General features: G+C 47.2%; 21 protein-coding genes. 16 read left to right on the top strand and 5 right to left on the bottom strand.

Features of this window, described 5'->3' with window-relative positions; genetic code table 11:
- Positions 1-2: 2 nt before the first annotated feature.
- The 16 genes from rpsC to map all read left to right on the top strand — a co-directional run bounded on the left by rpsC (position 3) and on the right by map (position 8,693).
- Positions 3-788, top strand: coding sequence for a 30S ribosomal protein S3 (gene rpsC, locus ABD846_RS05225; protein WP_344823420.1), 786 nt, complete (start codon positions 3-5; stop codon positions 786-788).
- Positions 789-844: 56 nt separating this feature from the next.
- A complete protein-coding gene (gene rplP / locus ABD846_RS05220; protein ID WP_344823417.1) occupies positions 845-1,267 on the top strand; it encodes a 50S ribosomal protein L16 in 423 nt (140 codons plus the stop codon).
- Between the two features lie 88 nt (positions 1,268-1,355).
- Positions 1,356-1,562, top strand: coding sequence for a 50S ribosomal protein L29 (gene rpmC / locus ABD846_RS05215; RefSeq protein WP_344823414.1), 207 nt, complete (start codon positions 1,356-1,358; stop codon positions 1,560-1,562).
- A 20-nt stretch (positions 1,563-1,582) separates the two neighbouring features.
- Entirely contained in the window at positions 1,583-1,849 is a 267-nt protein-coding gene (gene rpsQ / locus ABD846_RS05210; protein WP_344823412.1) for a 30S ribosomal protein S17, read from the top strand.
- Positions 1,850-1,861: 12 nt separating this feature from the next.
- A complete protein-coding gene (gene rplN, locus ABD846_RS05205; protein WP_344823409.1) occupies positions 1,862-2,230 on the top strand; it encodes a 50S ribosomal protein L14 in 369 nt (122 codons plus the stop codon).
- Between the two features lie 67 nt (positions 2,231-2,297).
- The gene (gene rplX, locus ABD846_RS05200) at positions 2,298-2,636 is read left to right on the top strand and encodes a 50S ribosomal protein L24 (RefSeq protein WP_344823406.1); all 339 of its coding nucleotides are present in this window, start codon (positions 2,298-2,300) and stop codon (positions 2,634-2,636) included.
- Positions 2,636-3,211, top strand: a complete 576-nt coding sequence (gene rplE, locus ABD846_RS05195; protein WP_344823404.1) for a 50S ribosomal protein L5 — start codon at positions 2,636-2,638, stop codon at positions 3,209-3,211. The genes rplX and rplE overlap by 1 nt, the downstream gene beginning before the upstream one ends.
- 8 nt (positions 3,212-3,219) lie before the next feature.
- On the top strand, positions 3,220-3,489 hold the full coding sequence (gene rpsN / locus ABD846_RS05190) for a 30S ribosomal protein S14 (protein ID WP_344823402.1): 270 nt from the start codon (positions 3,220-3,222) through the stop codon (positions 3,487-3,489).
- An 88-nt stretch (positions 3,490-3,577) separates the two neighbouring features.
- Entirely contained in the window at positions 3,578-3,976 is a 399-nt protein-coding gene (rpsH, locus tag ABD846_RS05185) for a 30S ribosomal protein S8 (protein WP_344823400.1), read from the top strand.
- 87 nt (positions 3,977-4,063) lie between these two features.
- Positions 4,064-4,615 carry a 50S ribosomal protein L6 gene (gene rplF / locus ABD846_RS05180; protein WP_344823398.1) on the top strand — a complete coding sequence of 184 codons (552 nt, stop codon included), beginning with the start codon at positions 4,064-4,066 and terminating at the stop codon, positions 4,613-4,615.
- Positions 4,616-4,714: 99 nt separating this feature from the next.
- A complete protein-coding gene (gene rplR / locus ABD846_RS05175) occupies positions 4,715-5,074 on the top strand; it encodes a 50S ribosomal protein L18 (protein WP_344823396.1) in 360 nt (119 codons plus the stop codon).
- Positions 5,075-5,144: 70 nt separating this feature from the next.
- Positions 5,145-5,663 carry a 30S ribosomal protein S5 gene (gene rpsE, locus ABD846_RS05170; protein WP_344823394.1) on the top strand — a complete coding sequence of 173 codons (519 nt, stop codon included), beginning with the start codon at positions 5,145-5,147 and terminating at the stop codon, positions 5,661-5,663.
- A gap of 41 nt (positions 5,664-5,704) precedes the next feature.
- Positions 5,705-5,887, top strand: a complete 183-nt coding sequence (gene rpmD / locus ABD846_RS05165; RefSeq protein WP_344823392.1) for a 50S ribosomal protein L30 — start codon at positions 5,705-5,707, stop codon at positions 5,885-5,887.
- Positions 5,888-5,948: 61 nt separating this feature from the next.
- Positions 5,949-6,395, top strand: coding sequence for a 50S ribosomal protein L15 (gene rplO, locus ABD846_RS05160; protein ID WP_344823390.1), 447 nt, complete (start codon positions 5,949-5,951; stop codon positions 6,393-6,395).
- A gap of 97 nt (positions 6,396-6,492) precedes the next feature.
- Positions 6,493-7,860, top strand: a complete 1,368-nt coding sequence (gene secY, locus ABD846_RS05155; RefSeq protein WP_344823387.1) for a preprotein translocase subunit SecY — start codon at positions 6,493-6,495, stop codon at positions 7,858-7,860.
- Positions 7,861-7,874: 14 nt separating this feature from the next.
- On the top strand, positions 7,875-8,693 hold the full coding sequence (gene map, locus ABD846_RS05150; protein WP_344823384.1) for a type I methionyl aminopeptidase: 819 nt from the start codon (positions 7,875-7,877) through the stop codon (positions 8,691-8,693).
- Between the two features lie 117 nt (positions 8,694-8,810).
- Here the strand turns inward: map and ABD846_RS05145 are convergent, their stop codons facing one another.
- The 5 genes from ABD846_RS05145 to ABD846_RS05125 form a co-directional block, all read right to left on the bottom strand.
- Positions 8,811-10,718, bottom strand: a complete 1,908-nt coding sequence (locus tag ABD846_RS05145; protein ID WP_344823381.1) for a PspC domain-containing protein — start codon at positions 10,716-10,718, stop codon at positions 8,811-8,813.
- Between the two features lie 22 nt (positions 10,719-10,740).
- Positions 10,741-11,094, bottom strand: coding sequence for a PadR family transcriptional regulator (locus tag ABD846_RS05140; protein ID WP_344823378.1), 354 nt, complete (start codon positions 11,092-11,094; stop codon positions 10,741-10,743).
- A 138-nt stretch (positions 11,095-11,232) separates the two neighbouring features.
- The gene (locus tag ABD846_RS05135) at positions 11,233-13,635 is read right to left on the bottom strand and encodes a TonB-dependent receptor domain-containing protein (protein ID WP_344823375.1); all 2,403 of its coding nucleotides are present in this window, start codon (positions 13,633-13,635) and stop codon (positions 11,233-11,235) included.
- A 23-nt stretch (positions 13,636-13,658) separates the two neighbouring features.
- A complete protein-coding gene (locus ABD846_RS05130) occupies positions 13,659-14,993 on the bottom strand; it encodes an HTTM domain-containing protein (RefSeq protein WP_344823372.1) in 1,335 nt (444 codons plus the stop codon).
- Between the two features lie 10 nt (positions 14,994-15,003).
- Positions 15,004-16,128 (bottom strand): imelysin family protein, encoded by a 1,125-nt coding sequence (locus ABD846_RS05125; protein WP_344823370.1) that lies wholly within the window; start codon positions 16,126-16,128, stop codon positions 15,004-15,006.
- Positions 16,129-16,162 lie beyond the last annotated feature (34 nt).

The following is a 16,162-nucleotide window of genomic DNA, read 5'->3' as shown; positions in this document are numbered from 1 at the left end:
GAATGGGTCAAAAAGCAAATCCTATTGGTAACAGGTTAGGTATCATCCGCGGATGGGACTCTATGTGGTATGGCGAGAAAAAGGACTTCGGCCAGAAACTGGTAGAGGATCATAAAATCCGTACTTACCTGGCAGCACGCATCAACAAAGGCGGCATCAGCCGTATTGTTATCGAGCGCACCCTAGCAAAATTGATTGTTACCATCCATACTTCCAAACCCGGTATCATCATCGGTAAAGGAGGTACGGAAGTAGACCGTATCAAAGAAGAACTGAAAAAATTGACACATAAGGATGACGTTCAGATCAACATCATGGAGATCCGTCGTCCTGAGCTCGATGCGATGATCGTTGGTGAAACGATTGCCCGTCAGCTGGAAGGCCGTGTCAGCTTCAAACGCGCTATCAAAATGGCAATTACCACTGCTATGAGAATGGGTGCTGAAGGAATCAAAATTAAAGTTGGTGGCCGTTTGGGTGGTGCTGAGATCGCTCGTACCGAAGAATTCAAACAAGGTCGTACGCCACTGCATACATTCCGTATGGATATCGACTATGCTTCTGTATTCGCATTGACCGTTTATGGTAAAATCGGTATCAAAGTATGGATCTGTAAAGGTGAGGTTCTGGGTAAACGTGAGTTGAATCCGAACTTTGCAGCCGGTGCAGAATCCAAAGGCAGCAACAACCGTCCGGGTGCTTTCAGCGGCGATGACCGCAGAGGTGGCGGACGCGGTGACAGAAAGCCTTCTGGAGACCGTCGCGGAGGAAGAGCACCGCGCAACTAAAATATTGCTCTGAATCAGAAACATTGTAGACTACACTTTAATAAAATATTGTAACCATGTTACAACCAAAAAAAGCAAAACACAGGAAAGCCCACAAAGGCCGGATCAGAGGAAACGCAGAGCGTGGAGCCACTATCTCATTTGGTTCTTTCGGACTGAAAGCCCTGGAGCCTAAGTGGATCACTAACCGTCAGATCGAAGCGGCTCGTCAGACAATGACCCGTCATATGAAACGTGAGGGTAACGTTTGGATCCGTATTTTCCCTGATAAGCCGATCACCAAAAAGCCTGCAGAGGTAAGGATGGGTAAAGGTAAAGGTAGCCTTGAATACTGGGCAGCTGTAGTAAAACCAGGACGTATCTTGTTTGAAATCGAAGGCGTACCGCTGAAAGTTGCTCAGGAAGCTATGGCGCTCGCAGCTCAGAAACTGCCTATCGCTACGAAATTTGTAGTTCGCAGAGACTTCGTTGAAGCGTAATCGCATAAACAGTACTCCCTCACAGGAAGCTTACCATATCAATTTAAACTAAGTGGGATCAGATCCCGTTCTTAATAAACGCATAACAATGGCAAAAAAAGCAAAACAAGAAGATTATCGCTCACTCGATAATCAGGGCTTGGCCGATAAGATAGCAGAGACAGAATTACAACTGAGCAGGTTGTCATTCAGCCATGCCGTGAATCCGATAGAAAACCCGCTGACTATCCGTTCACTCCGTCGCGAAATCGCTCGACTGAAAACTGAGCAAACTAAAAGAAAAGCAGGTATTTAAAAACATAATCTTTTAAAGAGATGTCAACTACGGTAGTAAGAAAAAGTAGAAAATCGCGTATCGGAATCGTTAGCAGCGACAAGATGACCAAAAGCATCACAGTTACTGTTGAGCGTAAAGTAAAGCACCCGATATACGGTAAGTTCGTTAAAAAAACGACTAAGTTCATGGCGCATGACGAAGAAAACAAAGCCGGTATCGGTGATGTGGTGCGCATTATGGAAACACGCCCTTTGAGCAAAAATAAATGCTGGCGTTTAGTAGAAATTATTGAAAAAGCTAAGTAATCTTATTTAAAGATGATACAACAAGAATCCAGGCTCAGTGTAGCCGACAACAGTGGTGCAAAAGAAGTGCTTTGCATCCGTGTGTTGGGAAATTCAGGGCAAGCTTATGCCGGTATTGGCGATAAAATCGTTGTTACCGTAAAAGATGCCATCCCGGGCGGTAACATGAAAAAAGGAACCGTATCGAAAGCAGTAATCGTACGTACTAAAAACAAATTGCGTCGTAAAGATGGTTCATACATCAATTTCGACGACAATGCGGTGGTACTGCTGAACAATTCCGACGACCCACGCGGTACCCGTATCTTCGGCCCTGTGGCACGTGAATTGCGCGATAAGGGATATATGAAAATTGTTTCCCTCGCCCCTGAGGTATTGTAAATTTTATGTTGTACCTTTGCAGCCCGTTTGGAAAATCGAAGGTGCAGCAACCTTAATATTATAAGCAGTGAAAAAGAGATTTCAACCTAAATTCAATATCAAAAAAGGCGACAGCGTAGTTGTGATCGCCGGTGATGATAGAGACCGCAGCCAGCCCCGCGTGGTTCAGGCTGTGTATCCTCGCAAAGGCCTGGTGCTGGTTGAGGGTGTAAACATCATTACGAAACACCTGAAGCCGAACGCACAAAACCCTCAGGGTGGTATTGTGAAGCAAGAGGCTCCTGTCAACATCTCTAACGTGATGCTGTGGGATGCTAAATCCAAAGCACCCGTTCGCATTAAACGTGAAAGAAAAGAAGGTTCATTCGTTCGTATTTCCAAAAAAACAGGGGAGGTAATTAAATAATGGCAACGACAAAATATACCCCAAGATTACAAGCTAAATATAAAAGCGAGGTTGTTCCGGCTTTGATGAAAAAGTTTGGATACAAAACCGTTATGGAGTGTCCCCGCCTGGTGAAAATCTGTTTGAACCAGGGTGTTAAAGGCGCTACTTCTGACAAAAAGCTCATCGATGACGCATTGAACGAAATGACAAACATTTCCGGTCAGAAAGCAGTTCCCACACTGTCTACAAAAGACATCTCCAACTTTAAGCTCCGTAAAGCAATGCCGATCGGCTGCCGCGTTACATTGCGCCGTGAGAATATGTTTGATTTCCTGGATCGCTTCGTAGCAGTATCCCTGCCACGTGTACGTGATTTCAAAGGTATCAACGAAAAATCTTTCGACGGTCGTGGTAACTATACCATGGGTGTTACCGAGCAGATCATCTTCCCTGAGATCAACATCGATAAAGTAAACCGTATCAGCGGTATGGACATCACTTTCGTGACCACTGCCCGTACCAACGAAGAAGCTTACGAACTGTTGAAAGAACTGGGAATGCCGTTCAAAAACATTAAAAAAGACAACAACTAATATATTCTATGGCTAGAGAATCAGTAAAAGCACGCCAACGCAAACGCGAGAAAATGGTGGCTCAGTACGCCGAAAAACGCGCTGCGCTTAAAGCTGCAGGAGATTATGCTGCTTTGGACAAACTGCCCAAAAATGCATCTCCGGTTCGCCTGAAAAACCGTTGTCAGCTGACAGGTCGCCCTAAAGGATTTATGCGTCACTTCGGTATTTGCCGTAACATATTCCGCGACATGGCACTGGATGGTAAAATTCCGGGCGTTAAGAAAGCAAGCTGGTAATAACAGCGCTTTCAATTAGTTTCAAGGTCGCAGTTTTAATTGCTGCCGAAACCAGTAACAATTCATTTAAAAACAAGAACAAACAAAAATGGTTACAGATCCTATTGCAGACTTCTTGACGCGTATCCGTAACGCGCAGATGGCTCAACACCGTATCGTAGAGATTCCTGCTTCAAACGTAAAAAAACGTATCACTGAGATCCTTTACGATAAAGGTTATATCCTTAAGTACAAATTTGAGGATGACAACAAACAAGGCGTTATCAAAATCGCTTTGAAATATGATGCTGCTACTAAAGAGCCGGCTATCCGTGCTCTGGAAAGAGTAAGCCGTCCCGGTTTGCGTCAGTATGCAAAACCTGCTGATATCCGCCGTGTACACAATGGTCTCGGTATCGCGATCATCTCTACTTCCAAAGGTGTGATGACCGATAAAGAAGCCCGTGCTATGAACGTTGGTGGTGAAGTTCTGTGTAACGTATTCTAAGATAAATCAAAGTCCTGATACATTAAGCTCACCCCTATACAGGCTGACCGGTCAGGCAACATTTTATAAAAATATAAAACAACAAACATGTCACGTATAGGCAAAAAATTAATCCCGTTGAAAGGTGTTACGCTGAGCGTTTCTCCTGCAAACGAAGTAACTGTAAAAGGTCCTAAAGGCGAACTGAAACTCGCTATTGACCGCGATATCAAGATTGAAGAGCAGGATGGCAACATCGCTATCACCCGCCCTACAGATCAGATCCGTCATCGTGCTTTGCACGGTCTGTACCGTTCTCTGATCGCCAACATGGTTACCGGTGTTACTGAAGGATTTAAAAGAGATCTGGAACTGGTCGGTGTAGGTTACCGTGCTACAGTAACCGGTCAGGAAATCGACCTGGCGCTGGGTTACTCTCACAACATCATTTTCCAGTTGCCTAAAGAGATCAAAGCTTCTGCAACAGCTGAAAAAGGTAAAAACCCAACTATCTCTCTGGAGTCTATCGACAAGCAATTGCTGGGTCAGGTAGCTGCAAAATTGCGTAGCCTGCGTAAACCTGAGCCGTACAAAGGAAAAGGTGTTCGCTACATGAATGAAGTGGTGCGCCGTAAAGCTGGTAAATCTGCTGGTAAATAGTTTGTATAAACGGGCAGTCGCTGCATAAGCGACTGTCCTCTTCATAAAATTAAAAAATCGGTAGCTCGCATTGCGAAGCCCGTACAAAAACGAAATAAAATGTCATTAGATAAAAAAGTAGTTCGCCGCCAAAAACTCCGCTGGCGTATCCGTGCCAAAATTTCCGGCACAACTCAAAAGCCCCGTTTGTCAGTATTCCGCAGCAACAGCGATATCTACGCTCAGCTGATTGATGATACAACCGGTACTACTCTGGCTTCTGCAAACTCCCGTCAGAAGGATATTGCTGCGGCAAGCGGTACTAAATCTGAGAAAGCTGCACTGGTAGGTAAATCTCTGGCACAGCAGGCAAAAGCTGCAGGTGTTGAAACCTGTGTATTTGATCGTGGTGGTTATCTGTATCATGGTCGCGTTAAGTCGCTGGCTGATGGTGCACGCGAAGGAGGTCTGGTGTTCTAATTTTCATCTTTAATACAAATGAAGGAATGAGGTTAAGCCCCTCACTTCAGTTAAAATAATCCACAAAGAAATGTCTAAGACAAAATTAACTAGAGTAAAAGCGGGAGATCTGGAACTGCACGAGAAAGTGGTTGCGATCAATCGCGTGGTAAAAACAACCAAAGGTGGCCGTGCTTTCAGCTTTTCTGCACTTGTTGTGGTAGGTAACGGTAACGGAATCGTTGGACAGGGAATGGGTAAAGCGAAAGAGGTACAGGAAGCAATTACCAAAGGTATCGACGACGCTAAGAAAAACCTGATCAAAGTTCCGATCATGAACGGAACGATTCCTCACGACCAGTTTGCTAAAGAAGGCGCAGCGAAAGTATTGATCCGCCCTGCAGCACACGGTACCGGTGTAATTGCCGGAGGTAGCATGCGTGCGGTACTGGAAGCAGTTGGTGTAACCGATATTCTTTCCAAATCTCTGGGTTCTGCTAATCCTCAGAACGTGGTTAAAGCTACGATCGTGGCACTGAGCAAATTGCGCGAGCCTGTTGCCGTAGCAAAACAACGTAACGTCAGCCTGAAAAAAGTATTTAACGGATAATTGAAAGCCCCGTTCTTTCTGTTTCCCCAAAAAATAAAATTATGTCAAAAATTAAAGTTACTCAAATCAAAAGCGGAATTGATCGCCCTGAATTTCAGAAGCGTACGCTGATCGCTTTAGGTCTCAGAAAATTGCACAAATCCGTGGAAGTTGAAGCTACACCTGCAATTCTGGGTATGGTGCGTACTGTAAGCCACCTGGTTAAAGTGGAAGAAGTTAAGTAATCGTTTTTTCATCAATTTGCGAGCGGTTTACGATTCCGCGCAAGTTTAAAAATCAATAACAATGCAATTACACAATTTACAACCTGCTCAGGGTTCCGTTCAATCAGGCAAACGCGTAGGACGCGGTGAAGGTGGCGGAGGTTCTACTTCCGGAAAAGGTAACAAAGGTCAGCAAGCACGTACCGGTTATCAATCCAAAAAAGGTCACGAAGGTGGTCAGATGCCTATCCAGCGCCGTATGCCAAAACGCGGATTTAAAAACAACAACCGTGTTGAGTATGTGGTGTTCAACCTGGGTCAACTGGACGGTATCATCGCAAAATACAGTTTCGAAGAATTCTCTCCTGAAAATCTTTATATCAGCGGTCTGGTAAACAAGACAGCTATGATTAAAGTTCTTGGTCATGGTGAGATCAGCAAAACCAACCTGAAATTCGCAGTGAATGCTATCAGCGAAAAAGCTAAGGCAGCAATCGAAGCGGCAGGCGGTACTGTTGAAATTATTTAATAAATAAACTTTCAAAAAGACGCATTTGTAAAAGTGCGTCTTTTGTCGTTTATTCGCATTTTAGTTTTTAGCTGCATCACCTTATTATTTAAATACAGTGAAGAAATTTATTGACACGCTCAAGAATATCTGGAGCATCGAAGAGCTTCGTAAGCGTATTCTGTATACCCTTGGCCTGATTCTCGTATACCGTATCGGATGTTATATCACACTTCCGGGTATCAACCCTATTATCCTTGATCAAAAGACTGGTAGCGGTCCCGAAGGTCTTCTCGGATTATTCAACGCCTTTGCAGGTGGTGCGTTCAGTCGTGCCTCCATTTTCGCGTTAGGTGTAATGCCGTATATCTCGGCTTCTATCTTCATGCAACTGGCGGGTATCGTTATCCCCCAGATCGCAAAACTGCAGAAGGAAGAAAGCGGTCGTCGTACGATCAATCAATATACCCGTTATCTCACCGTAGTGGTTACTGTTTTCCAGGCAAGTGCTTACGTCGCTTATCTGCGTGGTCCTGAGTTCGCTCAGGCGCTGGTGCCTCAGTACAGCAGTTTCCTGTTCTGGTTTACTACAGTTGTGGTGCTTACAGCCGGAACCCTGTTCGTTATGTGGCTGGGTGAGAAGATCACTGATAAAGGAATCGGTAACGGTACATCTATTATCATCATGGTGGGTATCCTTGCCCGTCTGCCTGAATCCCTGATCCAGGAGTTTACCGCCCAAAGCGGTAGCGGTGGTGGTGGTCTGCTGATCTTCCTGGCGGAGATCGTAGCGTTCATCGGTGTGATTGTTGGTCTGATCCTGCTCACACAGGGTGTACGTAAGATCCAGCTGAACTATGCCCGCCGTATCATCGGCAGCACAGACGCTGCACGTGATATCACCGGAAATTCCCGCGACTTTATTCCTCTGAAAGTAAACTCTGCCGGTGTAATGCCGATCATCTTTGCCCAGGCGATCCTGTTTATTCCTGGTACGATTGTTGGTTTTGCCAATATGAGCAAAGAAGGCGCGACAGGCGGTTTCATGAGAGCCTTGGCTGAGCCGACGTCTTTCTGGCATAATTTCATTTTTGCCGTATTGGTTATTGCATTCACGTATTTCTACACCGCGTTGATCTTCAACCCGACTGAAATGGCGGACAACCTGAAACGTAATAACAGCTTTATCCCGGGTATTAAACCTGGAGAGCCTACTGCTAACTTCATTGCAACGATCATGGATCGTATCACACTGCCAGGAGCCGTATTCCTTGCTCTGGCCGGTGTATTGCCTGGTATCGCAAGCCTGCTCGGTGTAACCGCAGGTTTTGCCAGCTTCTTCGGCGGTACTTCCATGCTGATCGGTGTAGGGGTAATCCTTGATACCCTGCAACAGATCGAAAGTCATTTGCTGATGCGTCATTATGACGGTATGATGAAGTCCGGCCGTATTATGGGTCGTACTGCTGCTCCGTCAACTGTATAAAGCATAAAAGAATAATGATACATATCAAGTCTAAAGAAGAAATTGAAATAATCAGAAAGAGCGCCTTAATGGTAAGTGCCACCTTAACACAGGTGGCAACTTTTTTAAGGCCAGGTATCACCACTTTGTCTATCGATCAGATGGCGGAGCAATTCATCCGCGACAACGGTGGCGTTCCTTCTTTTAAAGGTTACGGACCCAGGAACAACGCTTTCCCTTTCTCTCTTTGCATCAGTGTAAACGAACATGTTGTGCATGGATTCCCAAGCGACTACGTGCTGCAGGATGGAGATATCATCTCGGTGGATTGCGGTGTGTACATGAATGGTTACCACGGGGATTCTGCCTATACATTTGCGATTGGTAATGTAGCAGCCGAAACGCTGAAACTGCTGCGTGTCACTAAAGAATCTTTATACCGCGGAGTTGCACAGGCCGCAGATGGTAATCGCGTGGGCGATATTTCCTTTGCAGTGGAAAATTATACAAACGGGCAATATGGCTACGGCGTGGTTCGCGAACTGGTAGGTCACGGCGTGGGTAAGCACCTGCATGAAGATCCTCAGGTGCCGAATTATGGTCGCCGCGGAGATGGTAAACGATTAAAAGAAAATATGGTGTTGGCAATCGAACCTATGATCAACCTCGGAACGCGTAATGTTAACCAGGGCGATGACGGGTGGACCATTACCACTGCTGACGGCAAGCCTTCTGCACATTTCGAGCATACTACCTGGGTGCGTAAGGGTAAAGGTGAGCCTTTATCTTCTTTTGAAGGCATTGAAGCCGCAGAGAAAGCTAACGGCGAATTAAACTCGGGTCATTACGAATAAATAGTTCTGCTATAATAGTAAAAGCGCGGCATCATTGTCGCGCTTTTTTTGTGAAAGTAAAAAGGCACTGATACCGGTATCAGTGCCTTTCTGCTTATACGGGAATAGCTCAGTCAGCTATTCTTCTTTATTGTTTTCCCTTACCTCATTTTCTTCATCCCATTTCCAGTCATGGTCTTCGTCACTTTCATGATCTTCGAAGGAAAAGCCGGCACCTGTATTGACACGGATCTCGTTCCAGTCGTAATCCTGGATTTTTGAGTCGGGGATCATTTTTGCACCCGCAGGCAGTTCTACCAGCAACAAAGCCTGCTGTACATAAAACTTATCTTTTTTCGGGTAGCGCAGGTACTTCGGCAGATACAATATGGTGTCATTCTGATGTATCGGGAAGCGGATAGCCGCGGCATGCGCTCTTGCTTCGTTCATGTTGGCTCCATTGGCTAACCGTACAAGCCTCAGGTGAAAAAGCGAATCTTTACTCTCTATGATTTTGATCCGCAGATTGCGTGCCAGTACCGTGTCTTCAGAATTATTGAGCTTTGGCCAGCGGGAATCGTGTTTCCCGTCGATAATATCTTCAGTTGCGTCGGCATTATCCACGCGCAGATACAGTCTCGCTTTGCTCGGTTGTGTAATGGCTATGTCTTCTGTTTCGCGGGCATGCGACTGGAAATGTTTACTGAAAAGAATTACGAGATAGATCAGGCAACCCCAGCCAATCACGTGTAAAGCGGTAAAGGCGTAGCTGGTGTATTTATTGCCGGGAACTCCACGCAGCGCTTTCACCAGCCATATCAGTAATCCCAGTGCCGGTACACCGATCAGCAACACGATCACTCCCCAGAGCAGGTTCTTTTCGGTTTCGTCTATCAGAAGATAGTCGATCAGCTGGTGGCCCGCCGCCATACCGGTGAATAATCCGCCGAATGATAACAGCAACGCCACCGTTATCAGCAAAACCAAACCATAAGCAATTACTTTGGCAAATACACCCAGACCGTAACCGACACCCTTCGCACCACGACGTCCCGTTTCCTGGGCATTTTGGTAGAAATTGCGGGTAGTGCCGGACAGATCCTGCTGCATTTCACGTGCTTTGTCCTGGAAACGTCTGCCGGCGTCTTTTCCCCAGCGCTCAGCCCTTGTCTTCAGTTGTTCAAGCTCTTCATTGACTGTCTTCTGTATAGAATTAAGATCTACCTTTTCTCCACGCATCTGCAGCTTTTGTGCGGCGGTATTCGCGGCCGGTACCACTGCCCACAATACAAAGTACAGTACGAATAAAGAGCCGCCGAATCCCGGGAATATAAAGTCCGTAAATCCGTCAAAGAAATCCAGACGGCTGTCTATGAGTGCCAGGATGAGTGGTGCGAGGAACAATACGCGCGGGATCCACACTGCAATATCAAAATACGCCGCTATGCCGCTTGCAACGCCACCAATCTTTTTATCCTCCATATTCCGGAACAAACGGCGGCGGTTGTCTTCATTGGGCCATATATCCCGCTTCGGTAATACGATCCAGAGGACGAGGTAAACTGCAATCCCGAAACCGGCGAACATGCTGAATACGAAAAGAACGCGTACAATGGCCGGATCAATATTGAAATGATAAGCAATACCCGCGGCAACACCACCGCAGATCTTATCATTTGCAGCCCGGAAAAGCCGTTCGTTTGCTGCAGAAGGTCCGGATTGCCGCTGATTCTTGGATTGCCCGCCGGAATGAGCAGACTGCTTTTCGGAAGGATCCGCTGCAGCAGCTTCCAGATCGGCCGGCATGCCGATGCCCGCCATGATTTCCCTCATATCCGCATCGGTGATGCATGCCGCACCTTTTTTTAATTTCTGCAGAAAGAGTTCCGCAATGCGGCTTTCGATATCACCGATGATCTCGTCGCAGCCTTCTTCCGGAGCAAAATAAGCGCGGAGGTCTGCAATATATTGGCGCAGCAGATCTGCAGCAGACTCTTCGATAGGAATCACGCTGCCCTGGAAATTGATATGTATTACTCGGTTCATAAAAGTTTTTTTAAGAGTGGTGTTAGGATTGTTTTTGGGTGATAATGCTTACTGCCTGCTGAAGTTCCTGCCAAGTGTGCTGCAATTCATCGTAGAACTGCAGTCCCTGCTCTGTAAGCGAGAAATACTTTCTCGGCGGTCCGGAGCTGCTTTCGACCCAGCGATAGCTCAGCATCCCGGCATTTTTCAGTCGTGTGAGCAATGGGTACAAGGTCCCCTCCAGTATCTGGAAATTTGCCTGGTGCATTTCTTCCACTATATCCGAGGGATATGCTTCTTTGCGCCGGATAACCGAAAGGATGCAGAATTCGAGGATTCCCTTACGCATCTGGCTCTGTGTGTTGTCTACGTTCATAACGCCATCTTCTTGATGCAAAGCTACAAGAGTTTTAGTACTATGCATTACATAGTACTAAAGTAAAATCACTTTTTCGGCAGAAATGCACCCAAGAAAGCGTAAGCTATTGTGTTTCAATAGCCGGATGTCGGGGAAATATCGGTAAAACGGAGGGGGTTACAACTTGAATTGTAATGTGCAATAAATATTTCTCCTGTCTGCGGGGATAATGCCCGGACCCGGATACCCATCTGCACGCCTGGTAAAATATTTCGCGTTCAGCAGGTTGTTCACACCGGTAAAGATGGTGAAGTGCCGCCAGTTGTAACTGAGGCTCAGGTCCATTACACTGAATGCGGGAATCGCGCCGTCTACAGCGGTCGGCGTAATCTCGGTGTTGGTGGCATCTGAATATTGTTTTGCCTGGTAGGAGTATTGCCAGGTGATGTTGAAGCGGGGCGATCCGAAAGAAATACCCGTCCTCAATAAAGACGGAGGAACGTTCTCTACGAGTTTGTTGGCTATTGCGGTATTTTTTGTGTTGATATACCGTGCGCTGATCAGCGAATAGTTGACATACACATTCAGCTTATATTTGGATTTACCATGCGTCAGCGCTTTCAGGATATTGCCCTCTGCGAGTAATTCGAGTCCCCGGTTTCGGCTGTCAGACACGTTTGTGCGTAAGCGGTATGTCATGAAGTTTGTGTCGCGGGTGAATATCGAGCCGATACGGTCATTGTATTTCAGGTAGAATACACTTGCGTCCACATACAGCCATCCCCAGTAAGTACCCCTGTAACCCAGGTCTGCATTATATCCGGTTTCGTCCTTCAGATTGGGATCCACACGCGCATTTGCATTCACCACGCGTATATCGTTGAAATTAATCGACCGGTAGTTCTGGGAAATATTTCCGTAGATCTCGGTCCCGTTATCAAATTTCCAGGAGCTTCCGATACCCAATAAGGCGAACGAGCGCGGGTTTTCCTTCGACTCGGTGATTTTCTGGCTCGCTACGAAGATGTTGGTTTTGTAATAGTAGCCTTCCGCTTTGGTGTTGATATGCTCAATACGGATACCCGGAGTAATGTTCCAGTGTTTGTTGATCTGAAAAATATTTTCGGCAAATCCGGCAAGGTTCAGTCCCGGAAAGCGGTAATCGGATTCACTCGGTTCCGTTCCGGTAAAGCTGAAAGCGGGGCCGCTGCCGGCATCGCCATCTCCTTGTTTGCGGATGGTAAGGCCACTGTAAGCCCGCGTGCCCAGCAGGATGGTGCTGTATTCTTTTCCAAACAGCCGGTATTGGTGGATAAAGCGGAGTTCCGAGCCGAAGTTGTGATAGCGATCGGAAAGCAAGTCTCTGTTTCCCCCGGGATCAGGCCGGTTGATGTAGGAGAGTATCCCCAGGGCGTCCCGGCCTCCCTGAAGCGTATAATTGCGCAGGTTGATGCGGGTGTGCTGGTTGATCGTATAATCTGCGCTCACGCTGATCAGGTTCCAGTCTACCGTAAACCAGTTCCTTTTGCGGACCGACTGGGATGCATCCTGCTCAAACTGCGCATCCGTAAGTCCTCCCGGTTGCTGGGCCAGGTAGTGCATGAAAGTATATTCGCCGGTGATCTTCAGTTTAGGCGTCAGTTCGTAAGCAAGATGAATGTAGGCATTGTGCTGGTCGTAATGGCTGTTGGGGCGCCAGTCGTCGCCTTTTTTGTATTGATAAAACGCGTAGTAATTCAGTTTTTTCTTGGCGATAGTACCTCCGATGCTGTTGAATGAATTGAAAAATCCGAAGGAGCCGGCAGTCTGGCGCGTAGTGAATTCAAATTTCTTTTCTTTCGGTCCCTCGCGCATTACAAAATTGGTGAGTCCGCCGAATTGCGGACCGTATTGCAGGCTCGCCGCGCCGCGGATGATCTCAATGCGGTCTACCGCCTCGGAAGAAGGCGTGTAGTAGCTTTCCGGATATCCCAGTGCGTCTGCGCTGATATCATACCCGTTCTGACGGATATTGAAATTGGAAGACCGGTTGGGGCTTAAGCCGCGTCCGCCGATGCCCAGTTGCAAACCGCCCCTGTCGTATTCCCATATGTTCAGACCCGGAACGCGTGCGTAAATCTGACGCGTATTGTTGGTGGCAAGGTTTGCGTTCAGGTTTTTAAGGTGTATCACCTGGGTTTTCTTTCCCGCGTAAATTGAGGTGCCCGAGACATCGTTCAGCTTACCCGATACCAGTTCGTTGCCGGATCGTACTTCTATACCTTTAAGCCGGATGGATTTTCCTTCTTCCAGGTCTATATCAAGCTTTACGTTCTTATTTTCAACGCTTACTTTTCTGAATAATTCACCATAATCCGCCGTGATGATTTTCAGCTGGTAATTGCCGGCCGGCAGGGAACCGAAATGAAAAAATCCGTTATCGCTGGTCACCTGTTTTGATGAGTCGGGATACAGGTATATAAGCGCTTCCGCAACCGGATCGTCGCCGAAGCGAACGGTTCCGCTCAGGGAAAAGGACTTCTGCGCGTGTAATTGTATTGCGGTACAGAAGCAGAGAATAAGTAGCGTAAAAAATTTCATCAGAGGGGGAGCGTCTTTTATCATTAATAGGGCAGAACCCATTTGTAGTGTTGCAGGCTTACGGGTTGTGCGGCCAGGTTTACCGCTGAATCGATAAATAACCGCGAGCGCGCACCATTTAAAGCCACATATATCTGGGCATACACTTCCGGATGTTCCACACCGCGTTGCCTGTACGTTTCAGCGAGGAAATGGGCATACTGCAAAATCAGGTCAGGTTGCGTGCTCATCATTTTTTCCTGTAAAGGCGTGAGAAATGCGGCGTTATTCACTTCCTGGCGGTGCCCGTTCCGGTCCTGCACATAAAAGAATGTGGCACCTGATTTTTCCATCAGCATCACGCGCCAGGAAAACCGGTAGCCTTCTTCATGCCAGAACAGATGTCCCGGATAGAGCAGGTACCGCATGGGGATCAGCAACTGTAGCAGCACGTAAATGAGCAGGATTTTATGAATCAGTTTTTCTTTCTGATACCGGAAAATAGTTGGTTGTTCTTCTTTTTTATAGAAGGGAAGTTTTGAGAGGAAGCGTTCGTGCGCTGTGGCCGGGAAGAAAATAGTGCTGCACACGATCATAATGTAGGGAAACATCCCGATGCCCGGGAAGAAGAGAGCGGTGGCGGCGTGGAATAGCACCACGAAGCAATACGCGTAAGGTGTTGTCCGTTTGTTCCAGAGAAAAAACACGATGAACAGATCGTAGATCGCTCCGAACCATGAAAACAGGTACGCCACCCAGGTTTCATACATAAAGCGCCCTACGAGCGGCAGATGCGTCTTGGCCGGCAGCCAGATCTTCATGGGGATAGCATGTAGCATCCAGTCCGGATTTAACTTGGCAATTCCGGCAAAGAAGTAGACCACGCCCATCTGAAAGCGGATAATACCGATCGTCCATGCCGGTACCATTGTTTTTTTTAAGCCCGGTCGGAACCATACATCCAGCGAGTAAGAGCGGTTTGCAGGCAGCCAGATCATCCAGAATGCGACCAGACTGATAAAGTAATAATGGTTCAGGTAGGTGGTGACATCGATGAGTTCCACGTAAGTGAACGTCAGGAAAAACAATACTGCGGCGCTGCGGTACATCCAGCCCAGTGTAAGACATAATGCCGCTATTGCCATACAGCAGAAAACCAGGTGCATGCCGATTCCGGGCAGCGGCCTGATCCAGCTAAAGCCGAAATACGTGAAATGAAACCTGGGTAAAATGTACACAGCACTTACCCATCCCCGGTACCAGAAACGCAGGATGCTGAGGAACATCAGCAATCCAAAAGCGATCCGGAAACTGACAAGAGGAGCTATGGGAACCGGTTTGAAAAGAGCCGGTCGGGAAATGCTGCCGGAAGAAAACATAGGCAGAGTCTTAATCGCCGTCGTTATCCATAAACGTTATCTGCACCGCGGTGGCGGAAGCAACATCCGTTTTCAGCAGCGTGAGTAATTTCTGGATTTCTTTGTACGCAGCATCCACAGCGGCGGTCTGCGTGGTCAGTGATTGGGACAAAGGGTCCGGTATAGCACTCAGTTTGCCAATGGCAGCATCAAATTGGGATAATACGTCCGAGTTGAGCGTGCCCTGATTCAGCGCCACGAGGTAATCCGAAAGACCTTTACCGCTATTCCCGGCAGTGTACAATTTGCGGAGGCTGCTGAGGTTTTCCACTGCGAGTGCCACCGAAATGCCGGCATAATAACCTTCACATTTTGTAGCAAAAACAACCCCATTTGATTGTTTCCCGAAAGGCCAGCCGATGCGGGGCCCTTTCAGAATGTCCATCTGGTAGGCAAGTTGATTCACCAGGTTGCCTATAGGGCTTCCGACATTGGTCTGTGTATTGCTGATAAACGTACTTCTGTAAGCGTTCCAGTCGCCGCTCACTTTATCCGTGAGTGCTTTCAGGCGGTCGGTAAGGCTGCGGATATAGGCGGCACGTTTACTGTCGAGCCGGGTAACAGCATTGTCTCCGAAGTACAGATAGCCCAGTGCAGGAAAGCCCTGTGCGTAAAAGGTTTTTCTTGTAGGTTCGGTAAGCGTGTATGAGCCAGAACTGATGTTGGCTTCAATGGTGGCAGTGTCCACAGAAAATCCGGTAAGCTCGCCATCAGTGTTGAAATTATAATCGAGTCCGCCCGAATAATTCACGTAGGCATCCAGCAACGCTGTTTCTGCGGGACCAAACTGGAAAGCCGCTACCCGCTGATATTGCAGGTAAGCCGCTGTGAATGCAGTTTTGAGCTCATTCTGGGTTGTGGCCGAAGGCGTGCTGATAAATGCCTCCGATGCAGTTTGCAACGCTGATACCTGCTCCTGCATTTTCTGGTAACCAGGTATGATGAGCTGATCGGCATACTGTGTAAGCATAGCCGTTTTATCAAATCCGTTGGTATTATTATTGTTGTCACCTGTTTTCTTGTCTTTGTTGCAGGACAGGAATAAACAACTGACAGACAGTATTGCAAAAGAAAGGAGGAGGAAGAATGATCTCATGATCGATTGTTTTGGGACTGCAAAAGTACGGCTA

It is taken from the genome of Rurimicrobium arvi (assembly GCF_039540495.1).
Taxonomy (GTDB): Bacteria; Bacteroidota; Bacteroidia; order Chitinophagales; family Chitinophagaceae; genus Rurimicrobium; species Rurimicrobium arvi.
This window is presented reverse-complemented; position numbering and strand designations above follow the sequence as displayed.